Genomic DNA, 16,999 nt, shown 5'->3' with positions numbered 1-16,999 from the left:
ATCACCTCATATTTGTGTTTTTATATTCAACGCCTTCGTGGAATAGTAGATTTCAATTGCTGCTATTATGAGGGCCAACAAAAAAAGTATAATAGCAATTGAAAAAAATATAGTAGCTATCATAACCTCTTTAAATAATAATAAAAGCATAGTTGATGTTGAACAGAATAAAGATAAAACTCCAAAAAACTGTAAAAATTTAATATAAGAAATGCGCTTAGATAATATAAATATTTGTTTTCTATAATACTCTGGTTGATCTGAATTGTTATTTTTAATTTTTAAGGATAACCTCCTAATCAATTTAGCAACAGCTGAAAATCTAACAGCATAAGCAGCCATTAATAAAGAAAGCGTCGAAAATAATACAGCTGGAGTTGTTATTTTTAACATATCATCATGTGGCCTCCTTGATATTTTTTAATTACTATAAAGATTTTCATTATTATATCATATTTTTAAGATATAGATCAAATTAAGTAACTTAACTATACTTATTTTTTCTGAATTATTCTATTTGTAAATCAACTAAATGTCTAATGATTACTCTAATTACTGCATAAGCTGGAACTACAAATAAAGCTCCTAATACTCCAAATAATAAAACAGCAATTAAAACTAAGAACAGAACAATTAAAGGATGAATATCAAGCCGATCTCCTTGGACAACAGGTCGTACTAAATTTCCTTCTAATTGCTGAGTGATTATTAAGACAATAATTAATTTTACTACCATTAACCAACTATTTGTAATAGCTATTAAAGCTGTAGGAATAAAAGCTATCATAAGTCCTAAAATAGGGATTAAAGATCCTAACATTGCTATTAAAGCAAGAGCTAAGGCATTAGGAAGACCAATAATTAAGTAACCAATAAACATCAAAATCCCTAAGATAAAAGCCACAATCAGTTGACTACCAATATAACTAGCTAAAACATGATCAACCTCTTGTAAAATTTCTTTTGTTTTCTTTTTTTTATGCCCTGCAAAGAAGGATAAAATGAATCTATAAATTCTTCTATCATCTTTAAGAAGATAGAATACTACAAAAGGAATCAAAATCACAATTGTTCCTAGATTAGTTAAGGAAGAAAAAACTCCCATAAAATTATAATTGCTAATTTCTCCTAAAATATTTTGCATAAATGATATTACTCGCTCTTGTAGATTAAATTGGTTTAAAAAGTTTAAATGGCCACCTCCTATTTTAATTATCTTACGCAAGTTTTCTCTTGCATCATCATAATGAAGAGAGATATAATTAATTAATTTTTGTATTTCATTACTAATTATGCTCCCCCCAAAGTAGATAACTATAATAGTAATAGTGATGATTAGTAAAAAGGTAAGTAAAATAGCTAGATTTTTATATTTGATTTTAGTAGTTAGAAACCGAACTAATGGTCTTAATAAATAGTAAAAAAATCCTCCTAATAATAAAGGGAATACTACAATAGATAAACCTTTAGATAATGGTTTCATAACATAAGGTATTTGACCACCTAAAAATATAATTAATAATACTAAAATAATCCCCTGAGCTATTTTGAAGAATTTTCCCTTTAACATACTTGATTCCCCCTGGTTAATTGCTTATTCTATTGATTTTTAATTATCAGAAAATAACTGTAGTTGTTTAAAATCTTCTGTTACTAAATTAGATAAAGTCACTCCGATTAATCGAACTTGATCTTTTAAATTAATTTCTGATAGTAATTCATTAGCTAAATTAAAAATAGTAGTTTGATCTTTAATAAAATTTCTTGTAACTGTTTTACTACGAGATATCTCCGTAAAATCAGTATACTTTAATTTTAGAGTTACAGTTCTTCCTTTGACTTTTTTATTTTCCCTTCTAGTGTTGACTTGTTGAGATAATTCGATTAAGTAATCCCTTAAGATAGATTTATCTTTAGTATCTTCTTGAAAAGTGGTTTCTTTTCCAATAGATTTAGGAGCACTAGGAGGTGTTACTTTTCTATTATCTTCTCCCTGGGCCAACTTATAAATCTGGTACCCTTTCTTACCTAACTTTCTTATTAGAAATTTAGCTTCAGCCTGAGCTATATCTTCTATCTTATAAAACCCCAATTCCTTTAGCTTGACTTCAGTCTTTGGCCCTACCCCCCATAGTTCACTCACATCTAATCCAAATAAGATATCTTCTACTTGACTAGGAGAAATAATTCTAAACCCATCTGGCTTATTCAAATCTGAAGCCAGTTTTGCTAGATATTTATTATAACTAATCCCTACTGAAGCAATTAAGTTTAATTTTTCCTTAATGGAACGTTTGATCCTCCTTGCGATTTTGATACTATTTTCTCTACTATGGTTAACATCTAAGTAAGCCTCATCTAAAGATAAAGGTTCTACCAAAGCAGTATACTCTTTAAAGATATCTTTAATTTTAACAGATACTTTTTTATACTTATCATGATCTGGAGCTAGATAAACTCCATCAGGACATAACTGGCGTGCTTTATAAATTGGCATCGCCGAATGGATGCCATACTCTCGTGCTTCATAAGAAGCTGTACTGACTACCCCTCGCTTACTCTTCCCTCCAATAATCACTGGTTTATTTTTTAAATTTACATTATCTCTTTGTTCAATAGAAGCATAAAAAGCATCCATATCTACATGTATAATATCTAATTCCATAATATCCCTCTAAAATTATTATAATAAAAACTCTAATAATAGTATTCTTAATTAAAAAAAAGATTCCTACAAAAAGTAAAAAAACATACTTATTAATTTCCATTCTTTTTTATTAACTTATATTCTTCTCTGTTCTCTTGGGCTAAGAACAAAAGTTGTTCGAGCATCTTTTTCATATTAAGAGTGTCCTCTTAAATTGATTATATATTTTTAGGTTGTTGAATAAAAGATTTTTCTAGTAATAAACTGTTTTATTTTCACAATATATTTTAGTCCTTTGCCATTTAGTTAGCCTAGTGCTTCCTTCATTCTCGAAAATTAACCCTTATATCATCCTGATACGGGTTAATTTTAAGAGTCACTCTCTGAAATATATTGTTTATAATAATTGCAAATTAATTAAACAAGGTGTGATAATATAAATATTTAAAAGCATAAAAAATAGAGAAGATGTTCTAAGCTAACAGAGAAAAGAAACTAAGACGGAAAATTGAGAAATTACGTTTGAAATTACATCAAGCAATGAAAGAGAAGACTGAGTTTAACCAAGAAGAGATTGTAGAGTTAAGTCAAAAGTTAAACGAATTAATTTATCAGTATTGTAAAAAAGATAATATACTAGATAAAATAAAACAAACTAGACTATAAAGAATGAAAAGAGTTAAGAGAATAAAAAATAGATATTAGAAATACCTATAATAAAATTTGGATAAGGAGAGATCTTATTTTGTTTCAAGATAAGAAGAGAATATCTACTTATCAAGCCGTAATGCTTGTTATCTCCAGTGCTATAGGAAATGTTTTTGCAATTATGTCTGTCTTTCTTGTAAAGGATGCAGGAAGAGATGGCTGGCTTTCATTAATTTTGGCCTATGCTATTGGAATGATAATAGGATTAATATTGATTAAATTAGGATCATATTTTCCGAATAAAACTCTTGTTCAATATTTACCTGATGTCTTAGGAAAATTTTTGGGTAAATCAATTGGGCTGATTTGGATTTTAAGTTTTTGGTTACTTACTGCTATAGTCCATCGTGAAAATGCAGAAATCATTAAGTTTTTTATGCCACAAATTTCTTCCTCATCAATTATTATAATGACAGTTTTATTAAATATCTATATATTGAAAAAAGGTTTTAAGATATTTGCTAGAATTGCTGAGTTATTGATACCGATGATGATAATATCTATATTATTGGGTATATTTTTCATTATACCCGAGATGGAATTAAAAAGATTAACTCCTATAATAGAAATGGGATTTTCACCTGTACTTAAAGGTATTCCTCGGCAGTTAGCTTTTGTTATGCAGACTATACTTTTTATGGGATTTTGGTTTCCTCGTTTGAATAATAAGAAGAAAGGGACAAGTATATTTTTAGCTGGATTATCTATATCAGGAATACTTTTAACCAGTTTAGTAGTAGCAACTATAGCTGTTTTGGGGCCAAAATTGATTGTTAAGCTTACAGTTCCTGCTCTTTATTTATTCCATGGTACTATTTTTATAGTATTTTGGGTAATATCTACCTTTGTACAGACACTAGTCTTTTTTTATCCTAGTGTTATTGGGCTTGCTCAATGGCTTAATTTAAAAGATTATAAGTTCTTAATTCTACCTATGTCTATCATTACAGTAACATTGGCTTTATTACCTTCTAGTTTTATGGAAGTGTTAGATTTAAATAACCTAGATAATCTTTTGATAGTATTGCCATTGGGGCTTTTAATCCCTATTATTTGGTTTATAGCTATAATTAGGGGGTTCAGTAAATCTTAAGGGAAAAGAAATTAAAATCTTGTTTATTCACTTTTAGAACTTGCTAAATTAATTATTCAACAAGGTAATTTTTTAAAAAACAAAATAAAAGAAGGACTAATTACTATTACCAATAATATAAATAATAGAACGATTAATTTTATGGAGGGATATTAATGAAATTACAAGGAACAAAAACAGAAGAAAATTTATTGAAAGCATTTGCTGGAGAGTCTCAAGCTCGAAACAGATATGATTACTTTGCTTCACAAGCCAGAAAAGATGGTTATGAGCAGATTGCTGAAATTTTTGAGGAAACAGCACGAAATGAAAAAGAACATGCTAAAAGATTCTTTAAGTTTTTAGAAGGAGGAACAGTAAACATAGAAGCTGGTTATCCAGCAGGAGTAATTGGTACTACAGAAGAAAATTTAAAAGCAGCTGCTGCAGGAGAAAATGAAGAACACACTGAATTATATCCAGAATTTGCTCAAGTAGCAGAAGAAGAAGGGTTTACTGAAATTGCTAGAGTCTTTAGAGAAGTTGCTGAGGTAGAAGAAGAACATGAAGCGCGATATTTAGCCTTATTAGAAAATTTAACAGAAGGTGAAGTTTTTGCTAAAGATGAAGAAGTTAGATGGAAATGTGGTAATTGTGGTTATGTCCATGAAGGAGAGGAAGCACCAAAAGAATGTCCAGCTTGTGCTCACCCACAAAGTTACTTTCGACTTAAAGAAAAAAATTATTAAGATATATCTAGATAAAAGAGTAGGCAAATTGCCTACTCTTTTATCTGATTAATTTGTTCATTTATAAGTATTGTAAAGTTTAATAATGAACTCGAACTAACCAAAACTTAGTTTGAGGGCTCCAACCTAAATCCCAAGGAACTCGATAACGATCTGCATTATGAGAATTAACTAAGATATACCCCTTAGAATCAATCCCTGTTACAACAGATATATGTTCTACAGACCCCTGGTTCTCATAGGCTATATAATCTCCTGGTAATAACTCATAAGAAGACTTAAGCACTTGATCATAAGTACCTCGGTCAATTACTGAAGCCCGACCACTATGAGTCATATACCTATTAAAAGCATGAGCATTTAACCAAGCTTTAGTGCCATCTCTTTGATTATAATCCCAAGTACTACTTTTTTTAAATCCTCCTCCTTCATGCAGAATTTGAGAAGCAAAATTAGCACAATCACCACCTCGATGATTAAAATTTCTATATTCTTTATTATATTGAAAGTCATATTCTATTGGAGTAGCAGCACCACAGTATTTATTCGCGTATTTTAAAGCTTTAGTTCTTTGGGGCTTGAGATCAGAAATATCTTTAGCTTCTTGAGCCAGAATAAATTCTTGTAAATTTTGTTGTTGATTCAACTGAACAGAAGTTGATAATGGATCTCTATACCATTCTTTTTTGATTATCCAGCCTTTTTCTTGCGAGGATAAATCCAAATAATGATAGGTTCCTAGTCTAAAGGAATTATATTTATCTGGTTCATCTTGATAGGAATACTGATATTCTGTAGAGACTAATAAATTCATAGTAAATTCATCTTCTTTTTCTTCCATATTTGTGACAATTACTTGGGAATTAATATCCTTGATTTCTACTCCTTGTTTAATGGCCCACTTATGTAAATAATTCATCTTCCTTAGCTCATGTTGATAAGCCCACAAGCTATATTTGTTATCTTCATTATAGAATTTTTTTAAAGCGGTTGAATCCTGTTTTAATATAGCTTTATTTCTAGAATCAATTATTTCTTGTACCTTTATTGGTAACATATCCTCTAGATTTTCTTCTGTAAGTACAGTAGTACCTGGAGGAGACCTATCTTGTAGATAAAATCCTATTCCGCTAATAAACAAAACAATTAATAATAAAGTCATTAGCTTTTTTAATTTAATAAAAATAAACATACTTTCCCCTCCACAATAGACTTATAAAATTATATGTCCTAAATTAATATTCTATTCCTTAAATTTTTAGATGGTTATTTTATTAGAAATTATAACTAGTTAATAATAAATAAAGTAATAATTGATAATAATAATTTAAAAGGAGGGGAATAAATGAGAATACCACGTCATATTGGTGTCATACCTGATGGTAATAGAAGATGGGCTCAAAATCATGATTTAAATAAAGAAGAAGGTTATACTTATGGATTAGGCCCCGGATTAGAATTATTTAAATTATGTAAAAAGGAAGGAGTTGAAGAACTAACTTTCTACGGATTTACTATGGATAATACTAAACGTCCTTCTATCCAGACTAAATCATTTACTAAAGCTTGTATTGAAGCAGTTAAAATGTTAACGGTCGAAGATGCTTCTATCTTAGTAGTTGGTAATACAGAATCAGATATGTTTCCGGAAGAACTATTACCCTATACTACAGCGAGACAAGATTTTGGCACAGGAGAAGTAAAAGTTAATTTTTTAATTAATTATGGCTGGCATTGGGATTTAAGCAATTTAAATAAAAACGAAAGTCGATCTAAAAAAGGAATTATTTCTTCTCTTAAATCAAAGGATATCTCCCGGATAGATTTAATTATTCGTTGGGGAGAAAGAAGGAGATTAAGTGGATTTTTACCTGCTCAGTCAGTTTATTCAGATATTTATGTAGTTAACAACTATTGGCCTGATTTTAAAACAGAGGACTTTTATCAAGCCCTACAATGGTATGATAAACAAGATATTACTCTAGGTGGCTAATAAATAAAGCCTCAACTTGAGGCTTTATTTATTCGTTAATATTAATTTCTTCTGTTTGAATTAAAGCGTATTCAGTCAGTAAGGGGCCAACTATTTCGGTCACAGCAGTAGTAAATAGTAAAATATTAAAGACTAACATTCCTACCTGCGAGCCATGTACAGAAAAATTAATAAAGTCTCGTTGTACTGTATAAGCTAAGTCAATAGCTACTCCCACTTGGGGTAATAACCCAACTCCAATATATTTAGTAACTTTGGGGGGAGCATTGGATAACCAGCCTCCCAAAGACGCCCCACCTACCTTCCCAATAATTCGAGCTAGAGCATAGACTAAAGCTAATACCAAGAAACTCTGCGAAGTTATCTGATTAAATTGAATGTGAGTTCCAGCTAAGATAAAAAAGATAGCATATAAAGGAATAGTTAAAGTATCCATATGCTTAGCCACTCCTAAATACTTCCGAGAAAAGTTCCTATAAGCAAATCCAACTGATAGATTAGCAATTAAAGGAGAAAAATCCAGAGCTAAAGAAATAGCAGAAATCCCCACTATAGTGGATAATAATAATAGTATTTTCCTTGTTTTTTTACCAGAATAGTAATTCATTAGTTTTTGAGACAAATAACCTACATTTAAGCCTAGTAAAATAGCCCCTAGTATCTTAAATGTCGGAATGCAAATAGCAGTAAAGAAAGAAAACTGTAATTCATCTGCTACACTAATTAAAGCAATTGGTTCAGCAAAGCTAAAAATTATTAAAGCTAATGCTTCATCAATTGCTAAAATCATTAATAAAGTAGCTGCAAATTCACCTCGAGCTTTATATTCCTTAATCACTAATACAGTAGCTGCTGGAGCAGTGGCAGAGGCTATAGCTCCTAGCAATAAAGCTATAAATAAAGGTTGCTCTACAAGTAACATACTAATAGTTACTAGCGAGAAAGCACCTAACGACTCCAAAATAACAATTAAAGCAAACTCCAGCTCTAACTTTTTGAGTACTCTAATAGATAATTCACTACCAATAGTAAAAGAAATAAAGGAAACGGCTAAAATAGTTACATAGTTAAAAGAATCAATTAAATAAGTATACCATTCTTTCTGTAAAGTAGATAAAAAAGGAAGATTATAGATTAAATTATCACTAAATAAAATACCAATAAAGATATACCCTACAACACTAGGAATCTTTAGTTTTTTAGTAATTGCAATTACTAAAAAAGAAACTACAATTAAACTACCAATAATATAAATTGTTTTATGGCTGAGATGGTTTAACATTGACCACTGTTGAAGGTCTTGAAGGGTACTAACAGCTTCTAAACTCATGTATGTCACCTCTTAAAAATTATATTTCACTACCTTTATTTATTAATTGTCTGTAACTTTGTTAATTCCTGGTTATTATTAAACATAACTAATATTATGGTTCACTAAAAAGTAGCTCTTTGAATTAAGTATTTAAAGCTAGTTTTCTATTTTTCAAAACTATAATACCGATAACACAGAAAAATAAGTTAGATAAAGCTGATATATCCTTATCTTTTAGTCCTTTAAGTAATTTCTTGAAGTTATAAGTTGCAACTTTAAACCCGAGCCAGATTTTTACCCATAGTTTTCCCTAACAGGGATTTCATCAATGTTATATTTGTTTCTGAAGGTTGAAGGAATACCTTCAATTCCAGCTCGTTTATTAGCTAATTGCTGATATTCATCTGTGCTCATCTTTTCTTATAGTAAAGCTATCTGATAATCTTTATCAGTGAATCTAATTGTATTAAACTTTTTCTGCTTTAAGATACGACATATGAAATAATCGGTTTAATCAGACCCCTAACCAATCGAATTTACCCTTTTGGGAAAGTTAATTTCAATCGAAATTAATCAAGCATATACTTCTGTTTTTTTCTTATTATTGTAGATTGATGAACATCTAACTCTTTAGCTGCTTCTCTTGTAGTACTACATTTATCTAAAGCTTTAACCAATAATTTTTTTTCTAGCAATTCTACTGCTTTTTTTAAAGGAATAATATCTGAAATCTTAATATATTTTTCGAGATCATTTTCACAAATAAATTTTTTTGGTAAATCATCTTTAGTAATCATTTCATTATTAGACATTACCACTAATCTCTCTATTAAATTCTTCAACTCCCGTACATTTCCAGGCCAATCATAATTGATAAGATATTCTAAAGCAATAGAAGAAATCGCCTTATCCACTCCATGTTCTTTTTTAAACTTATTTAAAAAATCAGAAATTAAGATCGGAATCTCCTCTCTTCTTGCTCTTAAAGGAGGAATTGAGATAGGAACTACATTGAGGCGGTAAAATAAGTCTTTTCTAAATTCATCTTTCTGAACCATCTTCTCTAAATCACGATTAGTAGCAGCAATAATTCTTACATCTATGGGAACCGGTTTTGTTCCTCCAATCGGCATTATTTCTCTTTCTTGAATAACCCTTAAAAGCTTTACCTGTAAGTTCAGAGACAGTTCTGCAATTTCATCTAAAAATAGAGTGCCGCCATCTGCTAACTCAAACATCCCCTTTTTGCCTTCTTCCTTGGCTCCAGTAAATGCTCCCTCTTTATATCCAAATAATTCAGATTCTAATAAATCTTCAGGAATAGCACCACAGTTAAGCCTTATAAATGAATTTTCACTGCGTGAACTGGATTTATGGATTAATTCAGCCACTAATTCTTTCCCCACTCCAGATTCACCTAACACCAATACTGTCGAATCAAATTTACTTACTTGAATTGCAGAATCCAAGACTGTCCTCATCTCTTTACTCTTAGCTACTATCTCTCCATCATCCATCAGCTGCAGTCTAAGCTCTTCTAATTCCTGATGATACTTAGCAGTTAGTTCTTTTACTTCCTTTAACTCTTCTCTTAACCTATTTAATTCTGTAATATTCCGGACATTAGTTACAATTCTAATCAGCTCTCCATTATCATTAAAGACAGGATTACCGGTTACTATGACATCTTTTTCATCATTAATCTGCTGCATAATTGTTACTGGTTTTTCTCTTTTTTTAACTAATAAAGAAACTGACTGTGAAAATATTCCTTCCTGTTGTAAATTCTCCATATGTTCACCAATTAATTCTTCCTTTTTTAATCCGGTTATTCTTTCATAAGCACTATTCATTTCAATGGTACATCCTTCACCATCAGTAATATAGATCCCATCATACGAAGACTCAATAATAGTCTTTAATTGTTTATTTAATTTCTTGACACTGTCTAATTCTTTACTGATAGATTCTATTTCAGAGATATCCTGAAAAACCCCTACTGCCCCAATAATCTTATTTTCTTTTTGAATAGGATTTCGATTACTAACAGCAGTATCAGCTCCGAGCTTTAATTTTTTAGAATATTGTGGTTCTCCCGATTCAAGCACTTCTAGCAGTCCAGTCTGAGGAATAATCTTATCAATTTTCTCTCCTAATGCTTCCTCTCGTGGAATTCCTAACATTCTTTCTGCTGCTTTATTATAAAGAGTAATCTTTCCCTCAGTATTAATCACTACAATAGAATTATAAGTAGAATTTAAAATAACATTAAATTCATCAATCATTCGTTTAACTTGCGGCCAGCATTTCATTAAATCTGTGGTAGATAAAATTCCTATAATCTCATCCTGGTCATTAACTACAGCCACAAACTCTCTATCAAAAACATTATTAATTATATCATCTACGGATTGATGGTGATTTATAGTAATCATTTCTGGTAGATTAATACTTCCTGCTAAGCAACTAGAAATTTTCTTAGTTAAAGAAGTAGAATTATTTATCATCTGTAGTAAATAATGGCTAGTAATCAGTCCTAACCTATTATTATCCTCATCTACTATAGGAGCAGAATTAATCCTTTGGTTAATAAAGATTTCATTTACTTCATTTAGGGACATATTAGACCTAATCATTACGACTTTTTCAAGCATAATATCTTTGACTTTTAACATCTAACCCCCCCTATCTAATCTTATTGTTATTAAACTCCTTCTAAGCAAAACTTATATTAAGCAAATTCCATAAATATGAAGCTTATTATATATCTTCAACAAAAAAGCTTATTTTCCTTGGAAGAGTTGATGGAATTACAGCCAAAAACTAGATTGAAGCCTGTTGCAATTATTTGCTAACAGACTTCAATTACAGTACAGATGATTCTTCACAATATTAATCAAAGAGTCTAATTATGATATTTTGCTTAAACCATTATAAGATTAGAATAAGAGGGGAAGCAAGATAAAGATTTTTATCCTGCTCCTTTGAATTATTATTTTTCTTACATTCTAAATTAATCCTTATTATGCTGCTTTTGATTCTTCTACTTTATCAAGTTCTTTATCAGGACCGATTAGATAATAAATAATGAATCCCACTCCTAATCCCCATGCTGCACCTTTAGTTGCCAAAATTGCTCCCATGACACCTGCTACTCCTTTTTGAGCATCAGTTTCAACATAATTCATAGCAAGTCTAGTACAGACATAGCCCTGCACTAATAGTGTCAAGGAGAGGGCAACCGGTAGCACCGGCTTTAAGAAAGAAACAATAGGCATCAACATTAAAGAAAGGAAAGTAGTTATCCTAAATGTTCCTGCTCCACTAAAGAAAGAATCCATATATTTTCTGCCTTCTTTATATCTTTCTCCCACAGCTGCAGTAACTGCTGCCCATAAAGGACCGCATAATGGAGCGTATGGAATTACAACTGATTGAATCAAATTACGTAAAGCACTTATGATATTGGAACGATTAGGATTTAAATCTATATTTTCATCGGTTCTTTCTTCATCTGCTTCTTCTACCAATGCTTTACTGGTAATAAAGTCACCAAAAGCAATTATATAAGCCACAAGCGCCATAGGGATTGCTTTAAGAAACACACTTAATGCTGGAAATCCAACGCCTAAAGGACTCGTCTTTTCTAATACTAATCCTACTTTCGGTAAGAATATTGACCAATCTATATTAGGAACAGGAATCTCCCCAATTACTGCTCCAACTATTAATGCTATTAATACCCCAGGTAACATACCATATTTACCAAAAAGATATAATAAATTACTATCTTTTTTAGCATATTTATATTTTATAGAGAAAAGCACCCAATAAGAAACTATAGTTCCCACAAGAATCGCAATAGGAAATTGATTAAATCTTCCTCCGGCCTCTATTTCACCGATTACAGCGGCAACTCCGGCTCCTAAAAGAATCCCTCCTTTAATTGAATCTGGGATCCACTTAATTAATTTATTAGCCCAGCCGGTAACCCCCATTATTAAGAATATTACTCCTACCATCATCTGTAAAGCAATTACAGCATGAATCCGCGGTACTCCTATAGAGTATTTTTCGAGAAAACCTAATACTAGTGGTATAGCTGGAGTTATCCACCCAGGCACTACTGGATCGCCTAATAAGACATGTAAATTATACAGCAAACCATTGATGATCACCATTGATAGAGCTAATTCAAAAGAAAAGCCCATAGTTTGAGTTAAAATCGGTATTGCTCCAAGACAGGTTGAACATAACAATAGTCCTTGAAAGAATTCAGGCCACGCCCAATCATAGTGAATAATTGGCATTCGTATTTTGAAAGGCCCAAACGGAATATAAGGCTGTTCTTCTCCTTCTTTTCTTTCCTTAATCGGCATTTTACTCCCCCCAGTTTAATTCATTAGTTTTATAATTCTTGCCGCAATTCTTCTCTAAATTTAGGAGCAGCTATTTCAATCAATGCTTCTGCTCTATGGCGTAAAGATTTACCTCGCAAATCTGCTACTCCATGTTCAGTGACAATAAAATGAACATCGTTACGAGAAGTAGTAACAGGCGTACCAGCATCTAATTGAGGTACAATCCTTGAAATTTCTCCACCTGCTGCTGTAGAAGGCATAGCAATAATTGACTTACCGCCTTTAGAAAATGATGCACCGCGCACAAAATCAACCTGACCGCCTACACCACTAATCTGAGTACCATTTATTGTTTCGGAAGCTACCTGCCCCATTAAATCTACCTCAACTGCCGAATTAATAGATATCATCTTCTTATTCTGACCGATTATCCGCGGATCATTAGTATAGTCTACTGGACACATCTCAAGGATAGGATTCTCATCAACGAAGTCATAAAGCTTTTGGGTACCCATTAAGAAGGTTACAATCATTTTTCCGTAATGTAGTGTTTTCTGGCTATTATTAATCACCCCTTTTTTAATTAAGTCTACAACTCCATCTGAAATCATTTCCGAATGAATACCTAAATTCTGTTTATCAGTTAAGAAATTTAAGACTGCATCAGGAATAGCTCCAATTCCTAACTGTAAGGTAGAACCATCTTCAACTAATGGGGCAACATTCTTGCCAATTTCTTCTTCAACGTCACTAATTTCTGATTTGGGTAGTTCAATAATCGAATTAGAAGTCTCTATAATATGATCAATCTCAGATACATGAATAAAGGAACCATAAGTCTTAGGCATCTGATCATTAACTTCAGCAATTACTATATCTGCTGTTTCTGCGGCCGGCTTTGTATAGTCTGCTGAGATACCATAACTACAATAGCCATGTTTGTCAGGCGTAGAAACCTGAATCATAGCTACATCAACAGATAGATAATCCTTCTTAAATAGTCGAGGAATTTCAAAAAAGAATGTGGGAGTATAATCAGCCCGGCCTTCGGCTACAGCTTTGCGGGTAGTTCCACCTACAAATAAAGCATTATGTCTAAAGCTATCTTCCATTCTCGGCTGGGCATATTCTGCATCTCCCATAGCCAGCATATGAACAATCTCTACATCACTTAATTCTGGAGCTCGCTTAACCATTGCATTTACCGTATCCTGTGGTTCTGCACAAGCATGACCTAAAACTACTCTATCACCAGACTCAATCGTTTTTACAGCCTCTTTAGCACCTTTCACTTTGCTTTTATACTTTGTTTGCCAAGTCATTCTTAGCCTCCTTATTTTTACGCTAGCAAAATTTAAGCTATTTACTAGTCACAAATCAATCCTGTTACTTCACTATTTAACATATCTAATATCTGACTATTTACTTTCTTTATCAACTCTTCTTTACTTAGCTGATTACCATTTAAGATAAAACCGCGGATGTTAATTGTTGGAAATTCATAATCATTAAATTTAGAAGCACAGCCTACATGACAGCCATTGACGATCAGCAGTAAATCTAGCTCTTCTTCAGTAGAAAAACAAGAAGTAAATGAGACAGCTAATCTTCTTTTTAACTTATCAACTAATTGTTTGCGCTTTAACTGAGGATTACAGCCGCCACAATACTTAACACCAATCTTCATTTAAGTTATACCTTTCCTATTTTTTCGGCGTCTGCTCAAAATCTCTTTAGCATCACTAATTAATTCATCACTGACTCCTTCGATAGCTTTAATATCTGTTAAATCGGGAAATTCTTCTTGTAAGGAATCAATTACTACTTCTTCCATTGTTAACTGAGCAGCTGGACATTGACTGCAAGCTCCTAATAACTTAACTTCCAGCCTACCTTCTTCTAATTTAACTGCTTTGATATCGCCATTATGTGAGGCCAATTTTGGCCTCACATTTTCATCCAAAAATTCCTGAACCTCTGCTAAATCCATAACTGATCCTCCTTAAGCGATTATTCTTCCTTGACGTCAACTATATTTTTGGCTAACTCTTTTTTCTGCTCTAAATTGCCCTGACGCTGAATCATAATCCGCTGAGCCATTGGTGAGCCAGCCCCGTGCATAGATTCTGTTCTATAGCCAACTGCAGCTGTTCCTAAGGACATATTCTCAATGAATCTCAACATCTTCATCCGATTTTCTGTTGAAACATCTGGGTTAGCCTTTAAATACTTCTTGATATAATCACTTATTTCTGGATTGCGTAAATCAGCCTCAGAAGGCATAGTTACCATCAAGCCGCCGGCAATATCCTCAGCTAAACGAACAATCTCATAAGGAAATCTAGTTACATTCTGTTTACAGATATTAGCCAGCAGCATATCGATTAAGTAATTACCTGAAGCCGTAGGAGAGCCCTCAGCTGAGCAAGCAATTCCGGAAGAATAGAGTGTTTCATTGAGGTGAATCATCTCGGTTAGCTTATCGTTAATATGAGATGCCCCTTCTACACCGTTATATTCAGCAGCAGTTGCTGCAGCTCCAATCAATACATCTCCAACCCCTACTTTACAGCCGCCGTAGCTTTGTCGGTGGTAACCAGCAAAGCGAGACACTAACTTACCGGCATACTTGTATTCGCCGCACATAAAAACGCGTTCCCAAGGTACAAAGACATCATCAAAGACCATTAACGCCTCTTGTCCGCCGTAAGTAGGATTCCCCATATCAATCTCGCCATCTTCTAACTTACGGACATCACAAGACTGCCGACCGTAGATATAGAATACTCCCTCGGCATCACTAGGTAGAGCAAAGGAAAGAGCATAATCTTTATCCTCTTCTTTCATCGCAATTGTCGGCATGACTATTAATTCATGAGAATTTATTGCTCCTGTCTGGTGTGCTTTAGCCCCACGGACAACAATCCCATCTTCTTTCTCTTCTACTACATGCAGATATAGATCAGGGTCATCTTGCTGATGCGGCCGGCGACTGCGGTCTCCTTTAGGATCTGTCATAGCTCCGTCCATAGTCAAATCTTCTTTTTGACAGTATTCAAGATACTCTTCAAACCGCTGATGATACTCTGTATCATATTCCTCATCCATTTCATAAGTTACACTATCTAAAGCATTAATAGCATCCATACCTACACAGCGCTGGAAACAGCTTGCCGTTCTTTGACCTAATAATCTAAGCATTTTTACTTTCTTAATTAAGTCATCGGTACTTTGGTGTAAGTGGGTAAATCTATTGATTCTTTCTCCTGTTAGGTCTGAAGTAGCTGTCGCTAAATCTTCATGTTCCGGGTCGTTTGCTACTTTATAAGTCTCAGCTACTGAATTAACTGATGGTCTAATAATCGGATGCTCTACAGGATCTTCAATTTTTTCTCCAAATAGATAAACCTCTAAATCCAGCTCTTTTAAGCTCTCAATATATTCCTTAGCAGTTTTCATTAGTTAATCCCTCCTAATAATTTAAAATTCTAAGTTTGGAATCAATAACTAATCATTTCTTTACATATAACCAATTAAGCTTACCTTTATCTAAACTTCACCTCCTCCTTTTATTATTTATTATATTCCTTCACAATAGTATAAATGCATTTTCCATTCCAAACAATAGTAAATCATAAAATAAATGTATAAAATACATTTTTTAGTATAAACCATTATTTAAACAATGATTTTAAATTAAATTATAGAATTTAGGAAAATAAATACAGGTAAATACCAAAATCATCTGCTTAAAATCGGTTATTTTGATGCAAATATGCAACATTCATTTTGCTTCTGCATCAAAAAACAAGTTAATTTATCTAAGTACTTTTAAAGCGTCCAGATTTAGATGGAACTTCTAACTACTTCATATAGATTAAATTTCAATCTAAATCGCAGAGTAACCCTGACGATGGCAAAGCCTACTACTAGGTTAGTTTACAAGATGTTTGATTTTTAACTGTTTTAACCTAAAAGTTTAGGCAATCCTTAATCTTGAAGGAGAGTTCACAACTCCATATACCCGTATTACGGTTATAGAATGATTACAAACTACATCAGAAATAAAGAAGGGATAATAGTCAATCATAAGCGTATTCATCGGATTATGAGAGAATTGGATTTATTACAAAAATAAAATAGCCCAAAACCAGAGG

At 32.3% G+C, this 16,999-nt stretch carries 15 protein-coding genes and 1 pseudogene; 5 read left to right on the top strand and 11 right to left on the bottom strand.

The annotated features are described in order from the left end of the window. Nucleotides 1–6 precede the first annotated feature (6 nt). The 3 genes from ACYQ3D_RS08760 to ACYQ3D_RS08750 form a co-directional block, all read right to left on the bottom strand. Entirely contained in the window at nucleotides 7–393 is a 387-nt protein-coding gene (locus ACYQ3D_RS08760) for a DUF2721 domain-containing protein (RefSeq protein WP_459837880.1), read from the bottom strand. A 115-nt stretch (nucleotides 394–508) separates the two neighbouring features. Beyond that, nucleotides 509–1,570, bottom strand: a complete 1,062-nt coding sequence (locus tag ACYQ3D_RS08755) for an AI-2E family transporter (protein ID WP_459837878.1) — start codon at nucleotides 1,568–1,570, stop codon at nucleotides 509–511. A 39-nt stretch (nucleotides 1,571–1,609) separates the two neighbouring features. Next, nucleotides 1,610–2,665 carry a DNA polymerase IV gene (locus ACYQ3D_RS08750; RefSeq protein ID WP_459837877.1) on the bottom strand — a complete coding sequence of 352 codons (1,056 nt, stop codon included), beginning with the start codon at nucleotides 2,663–2,665 and terminating at the stop codon, nucleotides 1,610–1,612. Between the two features lie 489 nt (nucleotides 2,666–3,154). Here ACYQ3D_RS08750 and ACYQ3D_RS08745 point away from each other — a divergent pair, with 489 nt between their 5' ends. The 3 genes from ACYQ3D_RS08745 (at nucleotide 3,155) to rbr (ending at nucleotide 5,176) form a co-directional block, all read left to right on the top strand. Further along, nucleotides 3,155–3,313 carry an aspartyl-phosphate phosphatase Spo0E family protein gene (locus ACYQ3D_RS08745; RefSeq protein ID WP_459838027.1) on the top strand — a complete coding sequence of 53 codons (159 nt, stop codon included), beginning with the start codon at nucleotides 3,155–3,157 and terminating at the stop codon, nucleotides 3,311–3,313. Nucleotides 3,314–3,392: 79 nt separating this feature from the next. Further along, the gene (locus ACYQ3D_RS08740; protein WP_459837875.1) at nucleotides 3,393–4,448 is read left to right on the top strand and encodes a GerAB/ArcD/ProY family transporter; all 1,056 of its coding nucleotides are present in this window, start codon (nucleotides 3,393–3,395) and stop codon (nucleotides 4,446–4,448) included. A gap of 155 nt (nucleotides 4,449–4,603) precedes the next feature. After that, nucleotides 4,604–5,176, top strand: a complete 573-nt coding sequence (gene rbr, locus ACYQ3D_RS08735; protein ID WP_459837873.1) for a rubrerythrin — start codon at nucleotides 4,604–4,606, stop codon at nucleotides 5,174–5,176. A gap of 79 nt (nucleotides 5,177–5,255) precedes the next feature. On the opposite strand, the gene ACYQ3D_RS08730 is transcribed toward rbr, so the two are convergent. Beyond that, nucleotides 5,256–6,368, bottom strand: a complete 1,113-nt coding sequence (locus tag ACYQ3D_RS08730; RefSeq protein ID WP_459837871.1) for an amidase domain-containing protein — start codon at nucleotides 6,366–6,368, stop codon at nucleotides 5,256–5,258. A 153-nt stretch (nucleotides 6,369–6,521) separates the two neighbouring features. On the opposite strand from ACYQ3D_RS08730, the gene ACYQ3D_RS08725 reads away from it, so the two are divergent. Then, nucleotides 6,522–7,169, top strand: coding sequence for an undecaprenyl diphosphate synthase family protein (locus tag ACYQ3D_RS08725; RefSeq protein ID WP_459837869.1), 648 nt, complete (start codon nucleotides 6,522–6,524; stop codon nucleotides 7,167–7,169). Nucleotides 7,170–7,197: 28 nt separating this feature from the next. On the opposite strand, the gene ACYQ3D_RS08720 is transcribed toward ACYQ3D_RS08725, so the two are convergent. The 7 genes from ACYQ3D_RS08720 to ACYQ3D_RS08690 all read right to left on the bottom strand — a co-directional run bounded on the left by ACYQ3D_RS08720 (nucleotide 7,198) and on the right by ACYQ3D_RS08690 (nucleotide 16,301). Further along, nucleotides 7,198–8,499 carry a cation:proton antiporter gene (locus ACYQ3D_RS08720; RefSeq protein ID WP_459837867.1) on the bottom strand — a complete coding sequence of 434 codons (1,302 nt, stop codon included), beginning with the start codon at nucleotides 8,497–8,499 and terminating at the stop codon, nucleotides 7,198–7,200. A gap of 551 nt (nucleotides 8,500–9,050) precedes the next feature. Then, nucleotides 9,051–11,156 carry a sigma 54-interacting transcriptional regulator gene (locus ACYQ3D_RS08715; protein WP_459837865.1) on the bottom strand — a complete coding sequence of 702 codons (2,106 nt, stop codon included), beginning with the start codon at nucleotides 11,154–11,156 and terminating at the stop codon, nucleotides 9,051–9,053. Nucleotides 11,157–11,504: 348 nt separating this feature from the next. Beyond that, complete coding sequence (locus ACYQ3D_RS08710; protein ID WP_459837864.1) at nucleotides 11,505–12,860, bottom strand: hypothetical protein; 1,356 nt, start codon at nucleotides 12,858–12,860, stop codon at nucleotides 11,505–11,507. Between the two features lie 29 nt (nucleotides 12,861–12,889). Beyond that, on the bottom strand, nucleotides 12,890–14,164 hold the full coding sequence (locus tag ACYQ3D_RS08705; RefSeq protein ID WP_459837862.1) for an acetyl-CoA hydrolase/transferase family protein: 1,275 nt from the start codon (nucleotides 14,162–14,164) through the stop codon (nucleotides 12,890–12,892). Nucleotides 14,165–14,208: 44 nt separating this feature from the next. Beyond that, nucleotides 14,209–14,529: a hypothetical protein gene (locus ACYQ3D_RS08700; RefSeq protein WP_459837861.1), complete on the bottom strand. Its 321-nt coding sequence runs from the start codon at nucleotides 14,527–14,529 to the stop codon at nucleotides 14,209–14,211. Further along, complete coding sequence (locus ACYQ3D_RS08695; RefSeq protein ID WP_459837859.1) at nucleotides 14,530–14,832, bottom strand: NifU family protein; 303 nt, start codon at nucleotides 14,830–14,832, stop codon at nucleotides 14,530–14,532. A 20-nt stretch (nucleotides 14,833–14,852) separates the two neighbouring features. Beyond that, the gene (locus tag ACYQ3D_RS08690; RefSeq protein WP_459837858.1) at nucleotides 14,853–16,301 is read right to left on the bottom strand and encodes a 4-hydroxyphenylacetate 3-hydroxylase family protein; all 1,449 of its coding nucleotides are present in this window, start codon (nucleotides 16,299–16,301) and stop codon (nucleotides 14,853–14,855) included. Nucleotides 16,302–16,854: 553 nt separating this feature from the next. Between ACYQ3D_RS08690 and ACYQ3D_RS08685 the strand changes: the two are divergent. Then, a pseudogene (locus ACYQ3D_RS08685) lies at nucleotides 16,855–16,980 on the top strand (IS3 family transposase); the annotation flags it as partial. Nucleotides 16,981–16,999: the final 19 nt, after the last annotated feature.

The organism is Halanaerobaculum tunisiense (genome assembly GCF_054657635.1).
This window is presented reverse-complemented; position numbering and strand designations above follow the sequence as displayed.

What these genes read in the sequence shown, in the direction of transcription:
- ACYQ3D_RS08760 (WP_459837880.1), bottom strand. Translation starts at nt 393, where the DNA reads ATGTTAAAAATAACAACTCCAGCTGTATTATTTTCGACGCTTTCTTTA.
- ACYQ3D_RS08755 (WP_459837878.1), bottom strand. Translation starts at nt 1,570, where the DNA reads ATGTTAAAGGGAAAATTCTTCAAAATAGCTCAGGGGATTATTTTAGTA.
- ACYQ3D_RS08750 (WP_459837877.1), bottom strand. Translation starts at nt 2,665, where the DNA reads ATGGAATTAGATATTATACATGTAGATATGGATGCTTTTTATGCTTCT.
- rbr (WP_459837873.1), top strand. Translation starts at nt 4,604, where the DNA reads ATGAAATTACAAGGAACAAAAACAGAAGAAAATTTATTGAAAGCATTT.
- ACYQ3D_RS08730 (WP_459837871.1), bottom strand. Translation starts at nt 6,368, where the DNA reads ATGTTTATTTTTATTAAATTAAAAAAGCTAATGACTTTATTATTAATT.
- ACYQ3D_RS08725 (WP_459837869.1), top strand. Translation starts at nt 6,522, where the DNA reads ATGAGAATACCACGTCATATTGGTGTCATACCTGATGGTAATAGAAGA.
- ACYQ3D_RS08720 (WP_459837867.1), bottom strand. Translation starts at nt 8,499, where the DNA reads ATGAGTTTAGAAGCTGTTAGTACCCTTCAAGACCTTCAACAGTGGTCA.
- ACYQ3D_RS08715 (WP_459837865.1), bottom strand. Translation starts at nt 11,156, where the DNA reads ATGTTAAAAGTCAAAGATATTATGCTTGAAAAAGTCGTAATGATTAGG.
- ACYQ3D_RS08710 (WP_459837864.1), bottom strand. Translation starts at nt 12,860, where the DNA reads ATGCCGATTAAGGAAAGAAAAGAAGGAGAAGAACAGCCTTATATTCCG.
- ACYQ3D_RS08705 (WP_459837862.1), bottom strand. Translation starts at nt 14,164, where the DNA reads ATGACTTGGCAAACAAAGTATAAAAGCAAAGTGAAAGGTGCTAAAGAG.
- ACYQ3D_RS08700 (WP_459837861.1), bottom strand. Translation starts at nt 14,529, where the DNA reads ATGAAGATTGGTGTTAAGTATTGTGGCGGCTGTAATCCTCAGTTAAAG.
- ACYQ3D_RS08695 (WP_459837859.1), bottom strand. Translation starts at nt 14,832, where the DNA reads ATGGATTTAGCAGAGGTTCAGGAATTTTTGGATGAAAATGTGAGGCCA.
- ACYQ3D_RS08690 (WP_459837858.1), bottom strand. Translation starts at nt 16,301, where the DNA reads ATGAAAACTGCTAAGGAATATATTGAGAGCTTAAAAGAGCTGGATTTA.